This window comes from Pseudomonas sp. LBUM1678, assembly GCF_059695575.1.
Window position 1 is genome coordinate 2933472 of sequence record NZ_CP166775.1, and the last position, 23203, is coordinate 2956674.

A 23203-nucleotide genomic window follows, 5' to 3' on the forward strand; every position below is an offset into this window, starting at 1 on the left:
AAGATGAACCCTTGTGGGAGCGAGCCTGCTCGCGATAGCGGACTTAAGTTCAGCCTCTTCGTTGACTGACTGTCCGATATCGCGAGCAGGCTCGCTCCCACATTTATTTTCGTTGACTCAAGAAGGGGAGAAGTACGTTGGACAAAAAGGAAATCAAACGGCAACTGGTGGCCATGCTAGACGCCGGGCGCTCGAAAACCGAGACGTTCAAGGCGTTCTCCGGTGGGGCGGTAAAGGACCGGGTGCTGGCTTACTGGATCGGCGCCCGGCCGGACCCGGCACTGCGGGAAAAACACTCACTCAAAGTCAACATTCTGATCGCGCTGACTTGCGTTCAAGCCTTGCTGGGTGCGGTCTCCGGGTTTTTCCTGGGCTTGATGATCGGTCCCGGTGCCGTGGTGTTCTTCACCCTGTTTGCGGCGTTGGTACCGCTGGCGTTTGCCTGGGGCTTCTACAAGTACGTGCCACAGGCTTACACCATTTACGTGATTCTGACGGTCAGCCAGGTGTCGCGGATGTTCAAGGGTTATGAAGAAGACCCGGTGATGACCGTGGTCGGCGTAGCAATCACCTTGGGCATGGCGTTCTTCGTCGCCTTGGTCAAAAACCTGCTGTTCCCGGACCTGGGCTTCATCGGCGCGAAAAAGGTCAAGGGCGAGTACGTGTTCTCCAACTGATCGATGGGTTGGGGCTCGGCGTCTTTCACTGGCCTGGATCAATATTTCCTTCGGCGATATCCCCTACCGTAAAAGATCCAAGCCCCTTCTGCGGCTTCGACTACATTGCTTTGACGCGCAGTTGTTGCGCTGTCGAAGTACCGGTGCGAGCGTTTTACCTGGCTGTTGGCCCGCAAGGTGTAGTGCAGCAAGGAGCTGTGGAACCTCACCTGAACTCTCATGGAAGAACATCGCAATGCCTCGCTTAGACAGAACGTTTGATATCCAGCCGCTGCCGCGCGCGGATATGACTGTGCACATCAACGGCCAGGTGGTCAGTGCCGCCATCGGCGAAACCGTCCTCTCGGTCATTCAATCCCTTGGCGTGCGCCAGGTGGCCCGCAACGATCACGACCAAATCAGCGGCGCCTATTGCGGCATGGGCGTGTGCCAGTGCTGCCTGTTGAAAATCAATGGCCGGCACAAACGTCGTGCCTGCCAGACCGTGGTGCGTGAGGGCATGAAGGTCGAAACCCAAGTCAACCGCGTCGTTGAGCAGGAGGGCGTATGAGCCTGCTTCCGGTGATCGTCGGCGGTGGGCCGGCGGGGATGGCCGCGGCCATTGAACTGGCCCGACACGGCGTGCGTTGCACGTTGCTCGAAGAAGCTTCGCGGCTGGGCGGCGTGGTCTATCGCGGACCGTTGCGCGATGGCGTGCAACTCGACTATCTGGGGCCGCGGTATTCGGAAGTGCTGGCCAGGTTGCATGGCGAGTTTCAGGCACACTCGGCGCTGATTGACGTGCGCTTGAACCACCGCGTGATTGGTGCTGAAGGTACGCGCGCGTTGGTGGTGCTGGACGCCGACGAACATTTGCAGGAGATCGAGTATCCGCAACTGCTGCTCGCGGCCGGTTGCCATGAACGCAGCGTTCCGTTTCCCGGCTGGACCTTGCCCGGCGTGATCCTGCTGGGCGGCCTGCAATTGCAAATCAAGAGCGGGGTGGTTAAGCCTCAGGGCCCCGTGGTGATTGCCGGCACCGGGCCTTTATTGCCGCTGGTGGCTTGTCAGCTGCACGCGTCCGGCGTGACCGTCGCGGGTGTTTATGAGGCGTGCGCATTCGGCAAGATCGCGCGGGAAAGCCTGTCGCTGCTGAACAAGCCGCAGCTGTTCCTCGATGGCTTGAGCATGCTCGCGTTCCTCAAACTGCACGGTATCCCGATGCATTACGGTTGGGGCGTGGTGGCGGCGCAGGGCGACGGTGAGCTGAGCTGCGTTACCGTAGCACCGTATTCCAGCACCTGGGTGCCGGACCTCAGTCGTGCCGAGCAGATTCCGGCGCAAACCCTGGCGGTGGGCTACGGTTTCATCCCGCGTACCCAACTCAGTCAGCAGATGGGCCTGAACCACGGCTTCAGCGACGACGGTTACCTGCGGGCCAGCGCCAATATCTGGCAGCAAAGCAGCGAGCCTCACGTGCACCTGGCCGGCGACATGGGCGGGATTCGCGGTGGCGAAGCGGCGATGCTCGCGGGACGGATCGCGGCCACGTCGATCCTGTTGCAACGGGACGTGCTGGACGCGGAACTGGCCCTGGTGCGGCGCAACCGCTATATGTCGAAACTCAAGGCCATCGTGCGCTTTCGCGCGGCGGTCGATCGCTACACCGAACGCGGTGCCGGGCAAACCGCGCTGCCGGCCGCCGACACGGTGATCTGCCGCTGCGAACACGCGACCCGCGCCGACATCGACCGGGCGCTGGAACAGGGCGTGCAAGACCTGGCCAGCCTGAAAATGCGCACTCGCGTGAGCATGGGCGATTGTCAGGGGCGGATGTGCGTTGGCTATTGCACCGACCGCTTGCGCGAAGCCACGGGCCGCAAGGACGTGGGCTGGTTGCGGCCGCGCTTTCCGATCGATCCGATTCCCTTTTCTGCCTTCACTTCCATCGGCACGGAGGCCGCGCATCATGAGTAAGTTCTATGACGTGGTCATCGCCGGGGGCGGAGTGATCGGGGCGTCCTGCGCCTATCAATTGTCGAAACGCAAAAACCTCAAGGTCGCGTTGATCGACTGCAAGCGCCCGGGTAACGCAACCCGTGCTTCAGCCGGTGGCTTGTGGGCAATCGGCGAATCAGTAGGGCTGGGTTGCGGGGTCATTTTCTTTCGCATGATGTCGGCCAATCGCAAGCGCGAGGCCCAGGGTTCGGCGGTGGTGGTGGATTCCAGCACGCCGCACATCCTGCCGCAGTCGTTCTTCGATTTTGCCTTGCAGTCCAACGCCATGTACCCGGCGCTGCACCAGGAGTTGAAGGACAACCACGGGATGGATTTCAAGTTCGAAAAGACCGGGCTGAAATTCGTGATTTACGACGATGAAGACCGCCTCTATGCCGAGCACATCGTCGCCTGCATTCCCCACCTGGCCGATCAGGTGCGCTGGCTCGATCAGGCTGCGTTGCGCGAGGCCGAACCGAGTGTCAGCCATGAGGCGAGCGGGGCGCTGGAGTTTCTCTGCGACCATCAGGTCAGCCCGTTTCGGCTGGCCGATGCCTACACCGAGGGCGCGCGGCAAAACGGCGTGGACCTGTACTTCAACACCAACGTCACCGGGGTTTTGCACCATGGTTCGCGCGTCAGCGGCGTGCAGACGGCCGAGGCCGGGGTGTTTCACTGCAACACGCTGATCAACGCGGCGGGTGCCTGGGCGGCGGATTTGAGTGAGCAGGCCACCGGGATCCGGATTCCGGTGAAACCGGTCAAGGGGCAGATTCTGCTGACCGAGCGCATGCCGAAAATCCTCAACGGTTGCCTGACCACCAGCGATTGTTATGTGGCCCAGAAGGACAATGGCGAGATCCTGATCGGTAGCACGACGGAGGATAAAGGCTTCGACGTGACCACCACCTACCCAGAAATTGCCGGGTTGGTGCAGGGGGCGGTGCGGTGTCTTCCTGAGTTGGCGGATGTGAACCTCAAACGGACCTGGACGGGGCTGCGGCCGGGGTCGCCGGATGAGTTACCGATTCTCGGGCCAATGAGCGGGGTGGAGGGTTATCTCAATGCCTGCGGGCATTTCCGCACGGGGATTTTGACGTCGGCGATTACCGGGGTGTTGCTGGATAAGCTGGTGAATGGTGAGACGTTGCCGCTGGATATCACACCGTTTTTGGCGGATCGGTTTGGTGGCGAGAGGGTTGAACTGAAGAAGTTGGCCTGACGTCAGACCGCGTTATCGTTCATCGCGAGCAGGCTCGCTCCCACAGGGTTTTTGTGATCGACACAAATCCAATGTGGGAGCGAGCCTGCTCGCGATGGCGGCATATCTGCCGCCACAAACCTCAAACTTTACCCGCTTGCCGCTCCTCCATCTGATCCGCCTCAAACAACCGCGCCAATTCCGCTCGCGCTTCCTGCGCAGTCTGCAGCACTTTCGCCGCATCGTCATAAACCGCATGCTGAGCTTCCAGCACCTGTTCATCGTGATGCTTGAAGCGCTTGATCCGCGCATCAGCCTGCGCTTGGGTCAGCCCCAGCCCGACCAGCGTGCGCCGGCTCATTTCCAGACTCGAATAATAAGTTTCCCGAATCGCCTCGGCGCCAAGGTCCACCAACCGGTGCACGTGCTGACGGTTACGTGCCCGGGCGATGATTTTGATGTGCGGATAGAGCTTATGCACCACCTCGGCAGTCTTGATGTTGGTGTCCGGGTCATCGGTGGCGATGACAAAGTATTCCGCCTGCTCGACCTTGGCCGCGCTGAGGATTTCCGGGCGCATCGGGTCGCCGTAGAACACCGGCACACCGCCGAAGCTGCGGGACAGCTCAATGGTTTCCACTGAAGTGTCCAGCGCCACGAACTTGATGTTCTGCGCCCGCAGAATCCGCGCCACGATCTGTCCCATCCGGCCCATGCCGGCAATCACCACGCGCGGTGCGTCGGTGTCGATTTCGCGGAATTTCTCCGGCACCACCACGGGCTGCACCTTCGGCGAATACAGGCGTGCGCAGAGCAGCAACAACAGCGGAGTGACGGCCATGGACAAGGTAATTGTCAGCACCAGCAAGTCATACAGGCGCGGCTCGAACAACCCCTGGTCGCGACCAATCTTGAACACCACAAACGCAAATTCACCACCGGCCGCCAGCACGATGCCCAGGCGAATCGCACTGACTTTGCCCAACCCGCCGGCCAATCGGCCCACCACAAACAACAGCGGCAGTTTGATTGCGATCAGCAACAGGGTCAGCCCCAACACCGCGATCGGCGCGCTGAGCAGCAGGCTCAGGTTGGCGCCCATGCCGACGCTGATGAAGAACAGCCCCAGCAACAGGCCCTTGAACGGCTCGATCTGCGCTTCCAGTTCATGACGGTATTCAGAGTCCGCCAGCAGCAACCCGGCGAGGAACGCCCCGAGCGCCATCGACACGCCGACCAGGTCCATCAGCCATGCCGTGCCGATCACCACCAGCAACGCGGTGGCCGTGGACACCTCGGGCAAACCGGTCTTGGCCACCACGCGAAAAACCGGGCGCAGCAGATACCGCCCGCCGATCACCACCACCGCGATGCTGCCCAATACCCGTAAGCCGTGATTCAGGTCCTCGGTCGCCGTAGTGGTGTGGTCGCCACCCGCCAGCAGCGGCACCATGGCAATCAACGGGATCGCGGCGATGTCCTGGAACAGCAGAATCGCGAACGCCAAGCGCCCGTGAGGGCTGGTCAGTTCCTTGCGCTCGGCCAGGCTTTGCAGGCCAAACGCGGTGGACGACAGCGCCAGGCCAAGGCCGAGCACGATGGCGCTGTTCAACGACTGGCCGAAGACAAACAACGCCAGCACGCCGATCACCGAGCCGGTCAGCAGTACTTGCGCCAGGCCCACGCCAAACACCGATTTGCGCATCACCCACAAACGTCGCGGCGACAATTCCAGGCCGATGATGAACAGCAGCAACACCACGCCGAGTTCGGAAATATGGCTGACGCTTTGTGGATTGCCGATCAAACCCAGCACTGACGGCCCGATGATCACCCCGGCAAACAGATAACCCAGCACCGCGCCCAGCTGCAGACGTTTGGCCAAGGGCACGGTCAGCACCGCCGCGAACAGAAAAACGACAGCGGCTTGCAACAGGTTGCCTTCATGGGGCATGGCTTACTCCAGAACTCGGTACGGCGGAGTGCCAAGGATAAAGGGTGGGGCTTCAGGCGTCAGCCATGAACATGAATTGATGTTGACCGATAGACCGCCATCGCGAGCAGGCTCGCTCCTACAGGGGTGTGCTCGACACGAATCCAATGTAGGAGCGAGCCTGCTCGCGATGGCGTCCGAAGGGGCAACCGATGAATCAGATAAACCCCTCAATATGCGCCATCCCCCGAGCCACATACTCTTCCTTCTCACCCACCGGCGCGAAATTGTACAACGCCTCCCGCGCCGCCTCAGTGCTCTTGAGCCTCGCCAGCAACCACACCGCCAAATACTGCGCCGACAGACACCCCCCCGCCGTGGCGATATTGCCGTTGGCATAGAACGCCTGATTCACGACATTGACGCCAGCCGCCTGCACCCACGGCTTGCTGATGGCGTCGGTGCAGGCCGGTGCATCACCGAGCAGCCCGAGCTTGGCCAACAGAAAGGTGCCGGAACATTGCGCCCCCAGCAACTGACGGCTTGAGTCGAAGCGCAGCTGATCCATGATCGCCGGGTCGGCGGCCACTTCACGGGTCTTCCTGCCGCTGCCCACCAATACCGCGTCAGCCTGACAGGCTTGCGCCAGATCGATGTGCGCATCGAGGGTCAAACCGTTCATCGACGTGACGCGTGGCGTCGGCGAGGCGATGCTCACGCGCCAGTCCTTGTCACCCAGCAGGGAAATCCGGCTGAGCATGCCGAAGGCGATCAGGGAGTCGAGTTCGTTGAAGCCGTCGAAGGTCAGAATGGCGATGTGCATGGCTAATCCTGCTGGTTTTTGCCAAGCGTACGCCCGGCGAATGCCCGGTTCCCCGTACAGTCCGCGGCAGAATCATCGCAACAGTAAGGAATGATTCCACACGGGCGCAGTCGGAGTTCAGGTGCCACGAATTTACTGGAGGTTCATCGATGAACAACAAGACCCTTATCGCCAGCCTTGCCCTCGTCGCAGGCCTCACCGGTATCAGCCCCATCGTTCAGGCGGATGATCCCCCCGCAAAAACCGTTCAGCCTGGGGTCAGCAACACCCGCCAACTGGTGGTCGGCGACCGCGCCCCGGACATTTACCAGCGCAGCGAAAAAGCGCTGGGCAACTGGAAAGCGAAAGGCCTGAAAGCACCGAAGGAACAGGCGCAGTGGGTGCAGATCAATGACAAGTACATGATGGTGATGGTGACCAACGGGACGATTGTGGATATCACGCCGATCGAGCGTTAGGCCGCCAGCCCGTCGGTATGGGTACGATTACACGCCGATGTACAAGTTTTTACTGTCCAGAGTCGGTGAGCGTTGGGACGAAGTTTTCAGTGAGGCGGTCGCTCGGCTTGATCGACCTGAGCCGGTTTTCTGGATAGTTGCTTTACGTAAAAGTGAGCAGCAGGATTTCGTCAGGACAGGTGAGGCCAGCTACTTCAGCGGCTTGTTCGTCGATGATCAAGGCCTGCTCGCAATGGTCGCGCCTGAGTTGACTGCCGAGAACATGGCCACTTTCTGCCGCTGCTGCACCCATAGCTTCAACGGCATTCCTTACGGGCAACCGCTTGAGCGCAGTGCCATCGTGTCGTATTGACGCGTGTGTCTTGATGTCGCTTATCTTAGTTGACGATAATTCTGAAAACCGTACCGAATGAGTTGCCAATGGCGCACATTTCTGGGAAAACGGCGCCCATTGGGCCTGTCGGGTGAGAGAACAATCGAGTGAACGTGATGAATGATGAATTGCAGGTAATCGATCTTGAAATTGGCGACGGCAAAGCCGCCGTCAAAGGCGCGCTGATCACCACCCAATATCGCGGCTGGCTGGAAGACGGCACTGAATTCGATTCTTCCTACAGCCGTGGTAAACCTTTCCAGTGCGTGATTGGCACGGGGAGGGTGATCAAGGGTTGGGATCAGGGGATTATGGGCATGCAGGTTGGCGGCAAGCGTAAATTGCTGGTGCCGGCGCATTTGGCCTACGGCGAGCGGACGATGGACAAGATCACGCCGAATTCGAACCTGATTTTTGAGATTGAGTTGTTAGAAGTGCTGACGCGGGATGATTGATTGGCGCGTGGGTTGAAATGGCACATGCGGCGAGGGAGCAAGCCCCTCGCCGCAATCAAACAGCTTTCCCCACTACTCTCGCACCCCTATGAAGAGATCCAGGTCCGTCGGTAGCTGCACATCGATCGCCATGGCGATTTTTCGGATTTGCGTGGCGGTCAGTAAACAGTCCCCGTACGCGCTTTCTTCAAGATTTTTCCAGCCGAGTACACGCATCATTGCGTCTTCAAACTCAGGCAGAACGGTCAGTTCGTACTTTAAGTCGTCACCCTCTTGATCACCTTTTGAAAATCCACTGATCCAAAAAACATAATGGGCCTCCTGATTTTTGCCCGGGTAGTCCTGCGGGGTGTTGCGGGCGAGGTGCCCGTCGCCTGACGATGGGTTTTGAATCGGAGGTATGTTTGTTTTGCTAGCCATGAGCGTCCTTGTTTCAACTTTTGAAAGCGATGCGGACGCTATCTCAACGGGCATTAAATGGATGTAGGCATTTTCTGAATGTTGAGTTGTTGTTGCAAAAGGTACGGCTCGCTACGTCCGTGGCGCTGAAACGGGCGGGCCAAAGGCTTTCCGGTTTTTTTGTGGTGAGGGAGAAACCCCCTCACCACCGATTCCCGCTAGCCTTTCGGATCGATGTTATCCAGCGCCCGGTTTACCGCCAGTTCGCCCAGCATGACGACTTGCGCAATCCCAAGCGCCTTGTTGCGATGCGGGCCTTCCAGCAGGTCGGCGAAGTCGCTGAGCATGACGCTCGCGGAGGCCATGGATTCGCAGGCATTGGCCAGCAGGCTTTCGCTGTCCATGTCGGGGGCGAGCATGAACATGGTGCTGGGTTTGCGTGGGGTTTTGGCTTCTTTGAGGGCGGCGGGATTGAGGTAGTGATCGAGGGCGCGCTCGGCGGCTTCGTGGAGTTTTTTTGAATCGAGGGATTCGTAGGGAGAGGCCGGATCTGTATCGGTTTCTGATTCAGGGGGATTTGGAGTGTGCTTAATCATTTGCTTAGGTACCTTAGTCGATGCTGAAACCACCTCGCGACTAAACAAAGGGGGTGGCAGCTGTAGGCAGGTTAGTCGACCGGGATACCAAAGCTTTAACCGGCGCACCCGAAGGTGCCCTGCGCACAGCTGCCATTAAGCGCAGGCGTGGGAGTACCTGACTGAACGGAGTGCGTGCTGCTTTGGAAATCACCGGGCGACTAAACCCGATCACTGATGAGCAGTGACGGGATTCAAGTTACCGACGAGCCCCAAGGCACACAAGCCGGCGGATTCTGGCGCAGTTGTAGGCAATGGCGCAAGGTGATGTAGCCTCCTGCGACAGTTACAAATGATGTAGTGATTTAGCCGCTGCCACCGCCCGCAATGACTGACGATCAGGCCTGAAACGTCTCCCGATACGCATACAAACCCGGCGTTCCACCCGTCATCACAAACAGCACATTGTCACCGCGCTGAAAGCGTCCTTGCCTGAGATCAGCCAACAACCCGGCGAAGGCCTTTCCGGAATACACCGGGTCAATCAACAAGCCTTCAGCGCGAGCCATCAAGCGCACCGCGTCCAGCATGGCGGAGGTTGGCAGACCGTAACCGTCGCCCAGTTGACTGCCATCAATGACAATCTCTGAAGCCTGAACAACGTCATTGCTGCCCAGCAACGTCAGCGCGTCCTGAGTCAATCGCACGGTTCTTTCCGCTGACGTGTCCCGATCAGACAAGACCGAATACGACTTGACGATCGACGTCCCTCGATCCAGCAATTGGAAACCCGCAGCGAGCCCGGCGTGGGTGCCAGCGCTGCCATTGGGCACGACAACCTGCTTAAAGATGAGGCCCAGTTCCGTTTCCTGCTGCGCGATCTCCGCTGCACAGCGCGCATAGCCGAAGCTGCCCAGCGGCGTTGACCCCCCCGTCGGTATCACCACAACTTTGCGTCCGGTGTCCCGAAGCTGTGCGGCGCGTTTTTCGGCCTCGGCGAGTGAGTCGCTGCCACCGGCCAGCACCCGTATTTCAGCGCCGAACAACTGGTTGAGCAGGACGTTTCCGTTCAGCTCGTAGTCCACTTCGGATTTGGGCACCGACCGGGTCAGGATCAATTCGCAGGCAATGCCCAAACGGGCACACACGGCGGCGGTCAGGCGCGCATGGTTGGACTGCAGGCCACCGATGGTGATGACCGTGTCGACCCCGGCCGCGAGCGCCGCGCCGAGATGGAATTCGAGTTTGCGCAGTTTGTTGCCGCCACCGCCGATCAACATGTGATCATCGCGCTTGAGAAACAGGCCGATGCCTTGAGCCTTCAAACCCAGCAGCTGTTCCAGGCGTTCGGCCCGCTGAATCGGCGTGGGGCCTTGCAACAGGTCTGCCCGCGCAAAAGAATTCAGTGACGTGTCCAGTAGGGTTTGCATCAATGGCGCCTCGTTATGCACTTTATTAAAGTGACTCTAGGGACAAAGTCCCGGGTGATAAACGTATCGCCGGTTATTACTCCTTTAACCTGATGTATTGAATGCAAGGCAGGGTGATGAGCAAACTCAGGCAAATGGAAGTCTTCGTCGCGGTCGTCGAGGCGGGCAGCTTCGCCGATGCGGCCAATGCAATCGGCATGTCGGCGGTCATGGTCGGGCGGCATATCCAGAGCCTGGAGAAAACCCTCAATACCCAGCTGATTCAACGCACCACCCGGCGGCAATCCATCACGGGCGAGGGGCGATTGTTTTACGAAGAAGCCAAACTGGCGCTGGAACAAGTGAGGTACGCGTTCAGTCGGGTGGAAGCGTCCAGCCCTGAGCCCAGCGGCCTGTTGCGAATCACCGCGCCGATGAGTCTCGGCGTTTCCCTGGTCGGGCCTCTAGTGGCCGAATTCATGCAGCGTTATCCGCAGATCCAGGTTGAGTTGATCTTGAGCAATGAAGTGGTGGACTTGTACGAAACGTCATTCGATCTGGCGTTCAGGATCTCCGAACTGATCGGCGTCAACCTGCTGGCCACGCCGTTGCCGCCGTATCGGATGGTGATCTGCGCCTCACCGCGGTATCTGGAGAAATGGCAGGAGCCCCAGTGTCCCGAAGACCTGCACCGACATAGAATTCTCACCCATACATCCTGGAACAACCGCTTCGCCTGGCCATTGAGAAACGGCGCCAGTGAAGTGCCCTGGCCTGAGAGCGCGGTGTTGAAGAGTAATGATGGTCAGGTGCTGTTGCAGGCGGCCGTGGCTGGAGAGGGGATTTTGATGCAGCCTGACTTTTTGGTGTCGGCGGCGTTGGCCAAAGGGGAACTGGTCAGGATCATGGATGCCTATGTTCCGCCGCCCAAACCGGTGCAGATGGTGTATCCGCGTTACAGAAAATCGCTGCCCAAGTTGCAAGCCTTTGTCGATTTTATTGCGGATCGATTGGGGTGACAGGGCAGAGGTGCGTCGTTTGTTATGCCGCCATCGCGAGCAGGCTCGCCCACATTTGTCCGCATTTCTCCTGTAGGAACGCGGTTGAATGTGGGAGCGGGATTGCTCCGGGCGGCGTTCCGACGAAGAACGATGATGCGGTTTTATGGCGAAACGCTGAAGACCGGAATACGCCCGTTCAGTGAAGGCCGGTACTTCCAGGCCAATCGATCCAGCACCGGTTGATGCGCCAGAAAATTGCTCAACGTGGCACTGGCAATCCCCAGCGCCAGCATTTGCCCCGGACATTGATGTCGCCCGGCGCCAAACGTAAAACTGCGCCGATGCGGGCGATTCAGAACAAAGGCGTCGGGACGTTCATTGAGCAGCGGGTCCCGATTAGCCGAAGCCAGCAGCACCAGAATCACGTCGCCTGAATTGAGGTTCACACCTTCGATTTCGCAGGGTGCCGCGACAAACCGGCGGGTGTTCTGCACCGAAGGGTCGAAGCGCTGAACTTCGTTGATCAAGTCGTCAACGCGCGGCGAATCGCGCAGTAATGATGGGTTTCGTATCAGCGCCACTATCGCGTTTCCAATCAACCCGGCGGTGGCTTCATACGTCTGGGAGAACAGCCCGATCAGATTGGCAATCAGCGTTTCGGTGTCGCCGGCGAAGCGTGACCGAATCCCGGCGAGCAGTGCGCTTCTGTTGTCCGGATCATCCAGTAGCTCAACGAAATACCCCCTCAACTGTTCCGCCGCTGCATGGGACGCCTTCAGTTGTGCCTGATCACTCAGCGGCGACAGGCACGCCACGAAATCCGCCGTCAGCTCGCTGATCACCCGTCCCTGAGCCGGCGAGAACCCCAACAACGCTGCCACCACGCAAACCGGCCCGCGGAACATGGCGTTGTACAATCCAGCGGCATCCGGCGTGATCAACCGCGAGGTCACCAGTGCATTGACCTCGTTCTCATCAATCAGCGCCAAACCCGGCTGAATCGCCGATCTCGGGCAACACTGTCGTTCGCCCTCATTCATCCGCATCAATTGCCCAAACACCTTGCCGGCCAACCCGCCGACAATCGCTTTGGGCACAGGCTCAGCGGCCGGCCGAACATGACAATCCGGATGCGCCAGCACCGCCGCAACGGCTTGGGCGCTACTCGCCACCCAAAGGTTCAGTCCTTGATGAAACACCAGTCCACACTCGGCACGCAGTCGGGCGTAATAGGGATAGGGGTCGGCATGAGTCGCAGCGATGATCGGGTCCATGGGTCGCAGCCTTGTTCTTGGTGGGGGAAGTGTTGCTACTATCTCCAGTTCGAAAGGGCCTTGATTCGTCCGGGAGCGAAATATGAACGTTGAACAACACGACATCGGCGTCTCTCAAGTGGCCGCGGCCATCGCGGAACAGGCCCGGACGAAAATCCTCTGTTCGCTGATGGACGGCCACGCCCGCACCAGCACCGAGCTGGCGGCGATTGCCGAAGTCAGCGCCTCCACCGCCAGCGCGCACCTGGCCAAGCTCAAGGAGCTGGCGCTGCTGCGCTTGCACGTGCAGGGCCGCCATCGCTATTACAGCCTCGCGGACAAGCGCGTGGCCCAGGCACTGGAAGCGCTGATGGTGATTGGCCAGAACAGCGCGCCGACCTTTAACTCGCGAACGCCGGATCGCCTGCAATTCGCCCGCACCTGCTACGACCACATGGCGGGGACGCTGGCGGTGCTGTTGCATGACCGGATGCTGGAAAAAGGCTGGTTGCTGGAAACTGACGAACAGGTTTATCGCCTGAGCGACAGCGGCGAGGCGTTGATGCAAGGGCTGGGCATCGAAGTCAACGACCTGAACACCTTGCGCCGCCGCTTTGCTTGCCCGTGCCTGGACTGGAGCATGCGTCGGCCACATTTGGGTGGGTCGCTCGGGGCGGCGTTGCTGCAAGCGGCGATCAAGCGCAAATGGGTGATCCAGGATCTGGACAGCCGGGCGCTGGCATTGACGGCGCTGGGGCGCAGGGAGCTTGGCGCGCGGTTCGACCTGACGCTGCCAGACGTACAGCCGGTCCGGGCACGGCGCCAACCTCTGCCAGCGCATGATGTTATCTGACCCGACCAAGGGTCCGTTGATGGCTTGTGCCTTGGAGGTCGACCCTATACTGTATATCCACACAGTAAAAGGCGTGCCTCATGGAACTCATCGACAAGCTCAGCATTCTCGCCGACGCCGCCAAGTACGACGCGTCTTGCGCCAGCAGTGGTGCGCCGAAGCGCAGTTCCGAGGGCAAGAGCGGCCTGGGCTCGACCGACGGCATGGGCATTTGCCACAGCTACACGCCGGACGGGCGCTGCGTGTCATTGCTGAAGGTGCTGCTGACCAACTTCTGTCTTTACGATTGCCAATACTGCGTCAATCGACGTTCCAGCGACGTGCCACGCGCACGCTTCACGCCGGAAGAAGTGGTGACGCTGACCATGGATTTCTACCGGCGCAACTGCGTCAGTGGGCTGTTTCTCAGTTCCGGGATCATTCGCTCGGCGGACTACACCATGGAGCAACTGATCCGCGTGGCCAAATTGCTGCGCGAAGACCACGAGTTCCGCGGTTACATCCACCTCAAGACCATTCCCGAAGCCGATCCGGCGCTGATCGAGGAAGCGGGGCGCTATGCCGATCGCTTGAGCGTGAACATTGAACTGCCCACCGACGCCAGCCTGCAAACCCTGGCCCCGGAGAAACAGCTGGGCTCGATCAAGCAAGCGATGAAAACCATCTACACCGGCGTGCAGACCGTACTCAACGAACCGCGCGCGCCGAAATTTGCCCCGGCCGGGCAGAGCACGCAAATGATCGTCGGCGCCGATGACACCGATGACAGCACCATTCTCCACAGTGCCCAGGCGCTGTATGGCAACTTCAGTTTGCGTCGGGTCTATTACTCGGCGTTCAGCCCGATCCCCAACAGCCCGAAAAGCGTGCCGCTGGCCGCGCCTCCGCTGATGCGCGAGCACCGCTTGTATCAGGCGGACTTCCTGTTGCGCAGCTACGGCTACACCGCTGGCGAACTGTTCAAGGGGCCCGGGCACCTGGCGCTCGACATTGACCCGAAGCTGGCGTGGGCACTGGAGAATCGCGAGGTCTTCCCGCTGGACCTCAATCGCGCCGAGGCAGCGTTGATCGCGCGCATTCCCGGTATCGGCCTGCGCACCACCGAGCGGCTGGTTGAGTTGCGCCGTCAGCGACGCATTCGCTACGAAGACCTGGCCCGAATGCGTTGCGTGCTGGCCAAGGCCAAACCGTTCTTCATTACCAGCGACTACCACCCGCAGCAGGCCGAGGTCACCAGCCATTTGCTGTATCAGCAATTGCGCGACCGGCCGCAGCCGCAACAAATGGGGTTATGGGGATGATCAGTCTGGATTGCGACGACCTGTTCGACACCTGGCGCCAACAGGCGCGCTGGCTGCTCAGTCATGAAGTGGACCCGAGCCGCGTGAGTTGGGCCAGTGAAGGCGTGCCCGATCTGTTCGCCAGTGATGATGCGCCACCCCAAACCCAAGGGCCGTTTCTGGCTCGGATACCGCGAACGCTGTTGGACACCCTTGAGCGCGCCGCCCGTTATCGGGGCGATCAACGCTGGAGTCTGTTGTACGAAGTGCTGTGGCGGGTCAGTCATGGTGACCACACCGCGATGCTGGCCGGGGACAAGCTTGGTAGTGAATTTCATAGAAGAATCAAACAGGTACAGCGTGAAGCTCATCATTTACATGCATTTGTACGCTTTGTCGCGATGCCTGTAGGTGAGGGGCCGCAGTACGTCGCCTGGCACGAACCGGCGCACGACATCCTGCACAGTGCCAGTGAGCACTTTATTGGGCGCATGGGCCGGCATCGCTGGTTGATTGCCACGCCCAGGGATGGGGTTTATTACGATGGCGAGCAGTTGGTCTACCAACGGCAGTGCCCGATTGAATGGCAGCAGCTGGCGCAAAACGTCGACGACCCGCACAGCGACATGTGGTTGACCTACTACAGCCACATCTTCAATCCGGCGCGCCTGAACCCGAAAGTCATGCAGGGGCATTTGCCAGCCCGCTTCTGGAAAAACCTGCCTGAAGGCGCGCTGATTCCGGGGCTGATCACCCAGGCACGCACGGGTAAGCAGCAAGATGGCCAGGCGAGCGGGATCAAGGGCAGGGGAGGTAAACGCATTGCGCGGGCAGATGCCGATCATCGCTCATAAAAAAGCCCCCCATCGCCAATGCGATGGAGGGCTTGGATGCAGCAGGGGTCAGATCAAACCTTAACGATCCAGCCCGCTGGTGCTTCGATGTCGCCAGTCTGTACACCGGTCAGCTCTTTGTAGAGCTTCTGGGTGACCGGGCCGACTTCGGTTTCGCTGTGGAACACGTGCAGGTGGTCGTTGAAGCTGATGCCGCCGATCGGAGTGATCACGGCAGCAGTACCGCAAGCGCCGGCTTCCTTGAAGTCGGACAGCTTGTCGATGAACACGTCACCTTCAACCACTTCCAGGCCCAGACGCGATTTGGCCAGTTCGATCAACGACAGACGGGTGATGCCCGGCAGTACCGACGGCGAGTTCGGCGTGATGAACTTGTTGTCGTGGGTGATCCCGAAGAAGTTGGCCGAGCCGACTTCTTCGATTTTGGTGTGGGTCATCGGGTCCAGGTAGATGCAGTCGGCGTAATGCGCCTTCCTGGCCTGGGAACCTGGCATCAGGCTGGCCGCGTAGTTGCCGCCGACCTTGGCTGCACCGGTGCCTTGTGGTGCAGCGCGGTCGTAGCTGGAGATCAGGAAGTTGTGCGGGGTCAGGCCACCCTTGAAGTAAGCGCCGACCGGAATGGCGAAGATCGAGAAGATAAACTCGGGTGCGGTACGCACGCCGATGTTGTCACCCACGCCGATCACGAACGGACGCAGGTACAGCGCGCCGCCGGTGCCGTAAGGCGGGATGAAACGCTCGTTGGCACGAACCACTTCCTTGCAGGCTTCGATGAACTGCTCGGTGGACACCTGTGGCATCAGCAGACGGGCGCAGCTGCGTTGCATGCGTGCGGCGTTCTGATCCGGGCGGAACAGGTTGATCGAACCGTCCTTGCAACGATAGGCCTTCAGGCCCTCGAAACATTGCTGGCCATAGTGAAGGGCAGTGGAGCCTTCGCTGATGTGCAGCACGTTGTCTTCGGTCAGGGTGCCTGCGTCCCACTCGCCATTACGCCAGTGCGACAGATAGCGCTTGTCTGTCTTGATGTAGTCAAAACCCAACTTGTCCCAATTGATGCTTTCGTTACCCATGACACCCTCTATCACTTAACAACCGCCGAAACGGTTCAAGGCTTCTGACGTTTTTCTGGATGGGGACAACAATACTTCATTCCGGGCCCATTTCGCAGCCCGGACTATCGGATGGCAGACAGATAAATCGAGTTGACCTCAAGAAATCGCCAGCAGGCTAGCTCCCACAGGAGAACGCATTCCAAATGTGGGAGCTAGCCTGCTAGCGATGGGGCCCTCTATGCCGCCATCCATTGTTCTGAATCACAGGTGCAGCGCGTGGCCAAGAGCACGCAGCGCGGCTTCTTGCACCGCCTCGCCGAGCGTCGGATGCGCATGGATGGTGCCGGCAATGTCTTCCAGCCGCGCGCCCATTTCCAGGCTCTGGCCGAACGCGGTCGACAACTCCGAAACGCCCACACCCACCGCTTGCCAGCCGACAATCACATGATTGTCTCGCCGTGCCACGACGCGCACGAAGCCGCTTTTCGATTCCAGCGTCATCGCCCGGCCATTGGCCGCGAACGGGAAGCTGGAAACGATGCAGTCCAGGCCCACAGCCTTGGCGTCGTCCGGGGTCTGGCCGACGACCACCAGTTCCGGGTCGGTAAAGCACACGGCAGCGATGGCGGTCGGGTTGAACTCGCGGGACTTGCCGCTGATCAGTTCCGCAACCATCTCGCCCTGAGCCATGGCCCGGTGCGCGAGCATCGGTTCACCGCTCAGGTCGCCGATGGCGTACACGTTGCGCATGCTGGTCTGGCAGCGATTGTCAATCTTGATCGCCGAGCCGTTCATGTCCAGATTCAGTGCTTCAAGGTTCCAGCCCTGGGTGTTCGGCTTGCGGCCGACGGCCACCAGCACCTGATCCGTTTCCAGGTCAAGGGTATCGCCACCCGGCTCAAGAACTTGCAGTGTATTGCCAGCAGAATCAAAGCCTTGAACGCTGTGCTTCAAGTAAAGCTTCACACCAAGTTTTTTCAGTTCGTCATGTACCGGCTGGGTCAGTTCGGCATCGTAGGCCGGCAGAATGCGATCCTGAGCCTCGACCACGCTCACGTCAGCGCCGAGCTTGCGATAGGCAATCCCCAGCTCCAGACCGATGTAACCGCCACCGACCACGACCAGCCGTTTCGGCACGGATGTCGGCGCAAGGGCTTCGGTGGAGGAGATGATCGGCCCGCCAATCGGCAGCATCGGCAGGTTCACGCTTTTCGAACCGGTCGCCAGCACCAGGTGCTCGCACTGGATCCGCGTGTCGCCAACGTCAACGGTTTTGCCGTCGATGACTTTGGCCCAGCCTTGAATGACCTGGATTTTGTTCTTCTTCAGCAGGGCCGCGACGCCGGTGGTCAGGCGATCGACAATGCCGTCCTTCCACTCGACGCTCTTGCTGATGTCGAGGGTAGGCGCGGACACGCTGATGCCCAGAGCCGAGTGTTGGCTGTGGTGTTGCGTCTGGTGGAACTGTTCAGCGACGTGAATCAACGCCTTCGACGGAATGCAGCCGATGTTCAGGCAAGTACCGCCCAGTGATTCGCCTTCCACCAGAATGGTCGAGATGCCCAGCTGGCCAGCACGAATCGCCGTCACATAACCGCCAGGGCCGCCGCCGATAATCAGCAGCGTGGTGTTCAAAGTCTGCATTGCTTACTCCATGAACAGGGTGGCGGGTTGTTCGAGCAGGCCACGAATGGCCTGGATGAATTGCGCCGCGTCCATGCCATCGACCACGCGGTGATCGAAGGAGCTGGAGAGGTTCATCATCTTGCGAATCACGATCTGGCCTTTGACGACCATCGGGCGCTCGACGATTTTGTTGACGCCGACGATCGCCACTTCCGGCAGGTTCAGCACCGGCGTGCTGACGATACCGCCCAACGCCCCAAGGCTGGTCAGGGTGATGCTCGAGCCGGACAGCTCATCGCGGCTGGCCTTGCCATTACGCGCGGCAGTGGCCAAACGGGAGATTTCCTGTGCGTTGTCCCACAAGCTGCGGGCTTCGGCGTGACGCACGACCGGCACCATCAAGCCGATGTCGGCTTGCGTGGCGATGCCCACGTGGACGGCGCCGAGGCGGGTGATGACCTGGGCTTCGTCGTCGTAACGGGCATTGATCTGCGGGAAGTCACGCAGGGCGACGACCAGGGCGCGGACCAGGAATGGCAGCAAGGTCAACTTGCCACGGGTCGCACCGTGTTTTTCGTTCAGGTGTGCGCGCAGTTCTTCCACGGCAGTCACGTCAATTTCTTCGACATAGCTGAAGTGAGCGGCACGTTGCGTGGCGTCCTGCATGCGCTGGGCGATCTTGCGGCGCATGCCGATGACCGGGATCTGTTCTTCGTCGTTACGCTGTGCGTAAGCAGCAGCCACGGTCGATTGCGGCTGCTGACCTTGGGCCAGATAAACGTCGAGGTCTTCGTGCAGCACGCGACCGGCAGGGCCGGTGCCACGAACCAGACGCAACTGGATGCCGAGGTCCAGCGCATGTTTGCGCACGGCCGGGGAGGCCAGCGGGCGTTCGTCGGCTTCGCGAGCGACCATCGGGCCTTGGCAAACGGCGGCTCTTGGCGCTGCAGCAGCGACCGGCTTGGTTGCCACCACGGCTTCAGCTTTAGGGGCCGCAACCGGCGCTTCTTTAACAGGTGCAGGCTGAGCCGACTCTTTAACGTTGCCCGCGCCTTCGACTTCAATGCTGATCAGGATGCTGCCAACCGCCATGACTTCGCCCGGCACACCGCCCAGCGCAATCACCTTGCCATGCACCGGCGAAGGGATGTCGACCATCGCCTTGTCGGTCATCACGTCGGCCAGTACCTGATCCTCGACGACCATGTCGCCGACCTTGACGTGCCACACCGACAATTCAACTTCTGCAATGCCTTCACCAATGTCCGGCATTTTAATAACGTGCGTGCCCATTCAGACCTCCATAACCCGTTTCAAAGCCGCGCCCACTCGGGACGGACCAGGGAAATACGCCCACTCTTGCGCGTGCGGATAGGGAGTGTCCCAACCGGTGACGCGTTCGATCGGCGCTTCCAGGTGATGGAAGCAATGCTCTTGCACCAGGGCGACCAGTTCGGCGCCGAAGCCGCACGTGCGGGTCGCTTCGTGAACGATCACGCAGCGGCCGGTTTTCTTCACCGACTTGACGATGGTATCCAGGTCCAGCGGCCACAGGCTGCGCAGGTCGATGACTTCAGCATCAATGCCGGTTTCTTCAGCGGCAACTTGCGAGACGTAAACGGTGGTGCCATAGGTCAGGATGGTCACTTCTTTGCCCGGACGGGCAATGGCGGCAACGTCCAGCGGCACGGTGTAGTAACCGTCCGGGACTTGTGCAGCCGGGTGTTTCGACCACGGGGTTACCGGACGGTCGTGGTGGCCGTCGAACGGGCCGTTGTACAGGCGTTTTGGCTCCAGGAAGATCACCGGGTCATCGTTTTCGATGGAGGCGATCAGCAGGCCTTTGGCGTCGTACGGGTTGGACGGCATGACCGTGCGCAGGCCGCAGACCTGAGTGAACATCGCTTCGATACTTTGGCTGTGGGTCTGGCCGCCGTAGATGCCGCCGCCGCATGGCATGCGCAGGGTCATCGGCGCGGTGAACTCGCCGGCCGAGCGATAACGCAGGCGCGCGGCTTCGGAAATGATCTGGTCCGACGCCGGGTAAACGTAGTCGGCGAACTGAATCTCGGCCACCGGTCGCAGACCGTAGGCACCCATGCCCACGGCGACGCCGACGATGCCGCTTTCGGAGATCGGTGCATCGAACACCCGGGAGGTGCCGTATTTGTTCTGCAAGCCTTCGGTGCAGCGGAACACGCCGCCGAAGTAGCCCACGTCCTGGCCGAAGACCACGACGTTGTCATCACGCTCAAGCATCACATCCATGGCCGAGCGCAGGGCCTGGATCATGGTCATGGTGGTCGTGGTCATGGCGGTTTCCGGCTGAATATTGTTGTTGTGATCGTTCATGTCAGATCCCCAACTCTTGACGCTGGCGCTTCAAGTGCTCCGGCATCTCTTTATAGACGTCTTCGAACATGGTCGCGGCGCTCGGAATCTGGCCACCGGCGAGGGTGCCGTACTGCTCGGCTTCTTTTTGCGCGGCAATCACTTCGGCTTCCAGTTCGGCGCTGACGGCGACGTGTTCCTCTTCGGACCACTGACCGATTTTGATCAGGTGCTGCTTCAGGCGCGCAATCGGGTCGCCCAACGGGAAGTAGCTCCAGTCGTCGGCAGGACGGTATTTGGAAGGGTCATCAGACGTGGAGTGCGGACCAGCGCGGTAGGTGACCCATTCGATCATGGTCGGACCGAGGTTGCGGCGGGCGCGTTCGGCAGCCCAGGCAGAGGCCGCGTAGACCGCGACGAAATCGTTGCCGTCGACCCGAAGGGAGGCAATACCGCAACCGACGCCACGACCGGCGAACGTAGTGGCTTCACCACCGGCAATCGCCTGGAACGTCGAGATCGCCCACTGGTTGTTGACCACGTTGAGGATCACGGGCGCACGGTAAACATGGGCGAAGGTGAGGGCGGTGTGGAAATCGGATTCAGCGGTGGCGCCGTCGCCGATCCAGGCCGAGGCGATTTTGGTGTCGCCCTTGATCGCCGACGCCATGCCCCAGCCCACACCCTGTACGAATTGGGTGGCGAGGTTGCCGGAAATAGTGAAGAAGCCGAAGTCTTTGACCGAGTACATGATCGGCAACTGACGTCCCTTGAGCGGATCACGCTCGTTGGACAGCAGTTGGCAGATCAGGTCCACCAGCGGCACATCCCGCGCCATCAGGATGCTTTGCTGGCGGTACGTCGGGAAGCACATGTCATCGACATTCAGCGCCAGGGCCTGGCCGCTGCCGATGGCTTCTTCGCCAAGGCTCTGCATGTAGAACGACATTTTCTTCTGACGCTGGGCGACCACCATGCGGTTGTCATAGATCCGCGTCTTGAGCATGGCGCGCATGCCTTTACGCAGGATCTCGGCCGGTACGCCTTCAGCCCATGGACCGAGGGCATTGCCTTGGTCGTCGAGCACGCGAATCAGGCCCTTGGCCAGATCAGCTGTGTCGGCCGGTTCAACGTCGATTGGGGGTTTGCGCACCGTACCGGCGTCGGTCAGACGCAGGTAGGAGAAGTCGGTTTTGCAGCCAGGACGGCCCGATGGTTCGGGAACGTGCAGTTGCAGCGGTTCGTACGCTTGGTTCATGGCTTCTACGCTCGATCTTGTGAATTTCTTGTAGTGAGCTGACCGTCATTCCACGTGTTATGGAAATCTTGTCCTACAAACATCATAGGCCCGGCGCAGAAGAATATTTATCTCTGTTTCGTTGCGTTGAAGATCATTTGAGGATAAAAAATCTGCATAAACATAAAAAACAGGTGGTTTTGTCTCATGCGCAAACTGGACCGTACCGATATCGGCATTTTGAACAGCCTTCAGGAGAATGCCCGAATCACCAACGCCGACCTCGCACGCTCGGTCAACCTGTCGCCGACACCGTGCTTCAATCGGGTCAAGGCGATGGAGGAATTGGGGCTGATTCGCGAGCAAGTGACGCTGCTGGACGCCGACCTGCTGGGGCTGCACGTGAATGTGTTCATTCATGTGAGCCTGGAAAAACAGGTGGAAGAGGCGTTGCAGCATTTCGAGGAAGCGATTTCGGATCGCCCGGAAGTGATGGAGTGCTATTTGATGGCCGGTGACCCGGACTATTTGATCCGGGTGCTGGTGCCGACCATTCAGTCGCTGGAGCGTTTCATGATGGACTTCCTCACCAAAGTCCCGGGCGTCGCCAACATCCGCTCAAGCTTTGCGCTCAAGCAAGTGCGCTACAAAACCGCACTGCCATTGCCGGCCAACGGCCTGACCCTCAACAACTAAACACAAATCCCTTGTAGCAGCTGTCGAGCACCGCGAGGCAGCGTTCGGCGGCGAAGCCCTCGCAAACCTGCAATCGAGTACCTTCAGGCACACCGCAGACGCAGCCTCGCGCTGCTCGACAGCTGCTACACAGTCGGAATTTATTCAGAAAGACCGAATCGTTCCCCAGTAGCAGCTGTCGAGCCCCGCGAGGCAGCGTTCGGCGGCGAAGCCGTCGCAAACCTGCAATCCAGTACCTTCAGGCACACCGCAAACGCAGCCTCGCGCTGCTCGACAGCTGCTACACATTCGGAATTTATTCAGAAAGACCGAATCGTTCCCCAGTAGCAGCTGTCGAGCCCCGCGAGGCAGCGTTCGGCGGCGAAGCCGTCGCAAACCTGCAATCGAGTACCTTCAGGCAGACCGCAGACGCAGCCTCGCGCTGCTCGATAGCTGCTACACAGTCGGAATTTATTCAGAAAGACCGAATCGTTCCCCAGTAGCAGCTGTCGAGCCCCGCGAGGCAGCGTTCGGCGGCGAAGCCGTCGCAAACCTGCAATCGAGTACCTTCAGGCACACCGCAGACGCAGCCTCGCGCTGCTCGACAGCTGCTACACAGTCGGAATTATTCAGAAAGACCGAATCGTTCCCCAGTAGCAGCTGTCGAGCCCCGCGAGGCAGCGTTCGGCGGCGAAGCCGTCGCAAACCTGCAATCGAGTACCTTCAGGCAGACCGCAGACGCAGCCTCGCGCTGCTCG

Annotated in this window: 23 protein-coding genes; 12 read left to right on the plus strand and 11 right to left on the minus strand. The window is 60.0% G+C overall.

All coding sequences use genetic code 11. The annotated features are described in order from the left end of the window. The first annotated feature begins 137 nt into the window (after positions 1–137). The 4 genes from ACA070_RS13565 to hcnC all read left to right on the plus strand — a co-directional run bounded on the left by ACA070_RS13565 (position 138) and on the right by hcnC (position 3876). Complete coding sequence (locus ACA070_RS13565) at positions 138–677, plus strand: hypothetical protein (RefSeq protein WP_497451566.1); 540 nt, start codon at positions 138–140, stop codon at positions 675–677. A 235-nt stretch (positions 678–912) separates the two neighbouring features. Next, positions 913–1227 carry a (2Fe-2S)-binding protein gene (locus ACA070_RS13570; protein ID WP_497451567.1) on the plus strand — a complete coding sequence of 105 codons (315 nt, stop codon included), beginning with the start codon at positions 913–915 and terminating at the stop codon, positions 1225–1227. Continuing rightward, entirely contained in the window at positions 1224–2633 is a 1410-nt protein-coding gene (gene hcnB / locus ACA070_RS13575; RefSeq protein WP_497451568.1) for a cyanide-forming glycine dehydrogenase subunit HcnB, read from the plus strand. Before ACA070_RS13570 ends, hcnB begins: the two co-directional genes overlap by 4 nt. Continuing rightward, positions 2626–3876 (plus strand): cyanide-forming glycine dehydrogenase subunit HcnC, encoded by a 1251-nt coding sequence (gene hcnC, locus ACA070_RS13580; RefSeq protein WP_497451569.1) that lies wholly within the window; start codon positions 2626–2628, stop codon positions 3874–3876. Before hcnB ends, hcnC begins: the two co-directional genes overlap by 8 nt. A gap of 121 nt (positions 3877–3997) precedes the next feature. Here the strand turns inward: hcnC and ACA070_RS13585 are convergent, their stop codons facing one another. Then, on the minus strand, positions 3998–5809 hold the full coding sequence (locus ACA070_RS13585; protein ID WP_497451570.1) for a monovalent cation:proton antiporter-2 (CPA2) family protein: 1812 nt from the start codon (positions 5807–5809) through the stop codon (positions 3998–4000). Positions 5810–6005: 196 nt separating this feature from the next. Then, complete coding sequence (locus ACA070_RS13590; protein WP_497451571.1) at positions 6006–6611, minus strand: DJ-1/PfpI family protein; 606 nt, start codon at positions 6609–6611, stop codon at positions 6006–6008. 149 nt (positions 6612–6760) lie between these two features. Here ACA070_RS13590 and ACA070_RS13595 point away from each other — a divergent pair, with 149 nt between their 5' ends. The 3 genes from ACA070_RS13595 (at position 6761) to ACA070_RS13605 (ending at position 7897) form a co-directional block, all read left to right on the plus strand. Further along, the gene (locus tag ACA070_RS13595; RefSeq protein ID WP_497451572.1) at positions 6761–7069 is read left to right on the plus strand and encodes an RcnB family protein; all 309 of its coding nucleotides are present in this window, start codon (positions 6761–6763) and stop codon (positions 7067–7069) included. 37 nt (positions 7070–7106) lie between these two features. Further along, positions 7107–7421 carry a hypothetical protein gene (locus ACA070_RS13600; RefSeq protein WP_497451573.1) on the plus strand — a complete coding sequence of 105 codons (315 nt, stop codon included), beginning with the start codon at positions 7107–7109 and terminating at the stop codon, positions 7419–7421. Between the two features lie 137 nt (positions 7422–7558). Then, positions 7559–7897, plus strand: a complete 339-nt coding sequence (locus ACA070_RS13605; protein WP_497451574.1) for an FKBP-type peptidyl-prolyl cis-trans isomerase — start codon at positions 7559–7561, stop codon at positions 7895–7897. Between the two features lie 72 nt (positions 7898–7969). On the opposite strand, the gene ACA070_RS13610 is transcribed toward ACA070_RS13605, so the two are convergent. The 3 genes from ACA070_RS13610 to ACA070_RS13620 all read right to left on the minus strand — a co-directional run bounded on the left by ACA070_RS13610 (position 7970) and on the right by ACA070_RS13620 (position 10301). After that, positions 7970–8317 (minus strand): pyocin S6 family toxin immunity protein, encoded by a 348-nt coding sequence (locus ACA070_RS13610; protein ID WP_497451575.1) that lies wholly within the window; start codon positions 8315–8317, stop codon positions 7970–7972. Positions 8318–8514: 197 nt separating this feature from the next. Next, positions 8515–8892: a DUF6124 family protein gene (locus ACA070_RS13615; RefSeq protein ID WP_497451576.1), complete on the minus strand. Its 378-nt coding sequence runs from the start codon at positions 8890–8892 to the stop codon at positions 8515–8517. A gap of 377 nt (positions 8893–9269) precedes the next feature. Beyond that, complete coding sequence (locus ACA070_RS13620) at positions 9270–10301, minus strand: D-cysteine desulfhydrase family protein (protein ID WP_497451577.1); 1032 nt, start codon at positions 10299–10301, stop codon at positions 9270–9272. A 116-nt stretch (positions 10302–10417) separates the two neighbouring features. Here ACA070_RS13620 and ACA070_RS13625 point away from each other — a divergent pair, with 116 nt between their 5' ends. Next, positions 10418–11299 carry a LysR family transcriptional regulator gene (locus ACA070_RS13625; protein ID WP_497451578.1) on the plus strand — a complete coding sequence of 294 codons (882 nt, stop codon included), beginning with the start codon at positions 10418–10420 and terminating at the stop codon, positions 11297–11299. A gap of 143 nt (positions 11300–11442) precedes the next feature. Here ACA070_RS13625 and ACA070_RS13630 read toward each other — a convergent pair whose 3' ends face one another. Next, on the minus strand, positions 11443–12555 hold the full coding sequence (locus tag ACA070_RS13630; RefSeq protein WP_497451579.1) for a cytochrome P450: 1113 nt from the start codon (positions 12553–12555) through the stop codon (positions 11443–11445). Positions 12556–12637: 82 nt separating this feature from the next. On the opposite strand from ACA070_RS13630, the gene ACA070_RS13635 reads away from it, so the two are divergent. From ACA070_RS13635 to ACA070_RS13645, 3 genes are all read left to right on the plus strand, one after another. After that, positions 12638–13387, plus strand: coding sequence for an ArsR/SmtB family transcription factor (locus tag ACA070_RS13635; RefSeq protein ID WP_497451580.1), 750 nt, complete (start codon positions 12638–12640; stop codon positions 13385–13387). A gap of 80 nt (positions 13388–13467) precedes the next feature. Beyond that, positions 13468–14688, plus strand: coding sequence for a putative DNA modification/repair radical SAM protein (locus ACA070_RS13640; RefSeq protein ID WP_497451581.1), 1221 nt, complete (start codon positions 13468–13470; stop codon positions 14686–14688). Continuing rightward, positions 14685–15521, plus strand: coding sequence for a TIGR03915 family putative DNA repair protein (locus ACA070_RS13645; RefSeq protein ID WP_497451582.1), 837 nt, complete (start codon positions 14685–14687; stop codon positions 15519–15521). The genes ACA070_RS13640 and ACA070_RS13645 overlap by 4 nt, the downstream gene beginning before the upstream one ends. Before the next feature lie 53 nt (positions 15522–15574). Here the strand turns inward: ACA070_RS13645 and ACA070_RS13650 are convergent, their stop codons facing one another. The 5 genes from ACA070_RS13650 to ACA070_RS13670 all read right to left on the minus strand — a co-directional run bounded on the left by ACA070_RS13650 (position 15575) and on the right by ACA070_RS13670 (position 21791). Further along, on the minus strand, positions 15575–16594 hold the full coding sequence (locus ACA070_RS13650; RefSeq protein WP_497451583.1) for a branched-chain amino acid aminotransferase: 1020 nt from the start codon (positions 16592–16594) through the stop codon (positions 15575–15577). 243 nt (positions 16595–16837) lie between these two features. Next, a complete protein-coding gene (gene lpdA, locus ACA070_RS13655; RefSeq protein ID WP_497451584.1) occupies positions 16838–18220 on the minus strand; it encodes a dihydrolipoyl dehydrogenase in 1383 nt (460 codons plus the stop codon). Positions 18221–18223: 3 nt separating this feature from the next. Then, positions 18224–19495, minus strand: a complete 1272-nt coding sequence (locus tag ACA070_RS13660) for a dihydrolipoamide acetyltransferase family protein (protein ID WP_497451585.1) — start codon at positions 19493–19495, stop codon at positions 18224–18226. Next, a complete protein-coding gene (locus ACA070_RS13665) occupies positions 19496–20554 on the minus strand; it encodes an alpha-ketoacid dehydrogenase subunit beta (RefSeq protein WP_438658656.1) in 1059 nt (352 codons plus the stop codon). It lies immediately after the preceding gene. 1 nt (position 20555) lies between these two features. After that, the gene (locus tag ACA070_RS13670; RefSeq protein ID WP_461954435.1) at positions 20556–21791 is read right to left on the minus strand and encodes a 3-methyl-2-oxobutanoate dehydrogenase (2-methylpropanoyl-transferring) subunit alpha; all 1236 of its coding nucleotides are present in this window, start codon (positions 21789–21791) and stop codon (positions 20556–20558) included. 186 nt (positions 21792–21977) lie between these two features. Here ACA070_RS13670 and bkdR point away from each other — a divergent pair, with 186 nt between their 5' ends. Continuing rightward, entirely contained in the window at positions 21978–22466 is a 489-nt protein-coding gene (bkdR, locus tag ACA070_RS13675; protein ID WP_008005367.1) for a Bkd operon transcriptional regulator BkdR, read from the plus strand. Positions 22467–23203 lie beyond the last annotated feature (737 nt).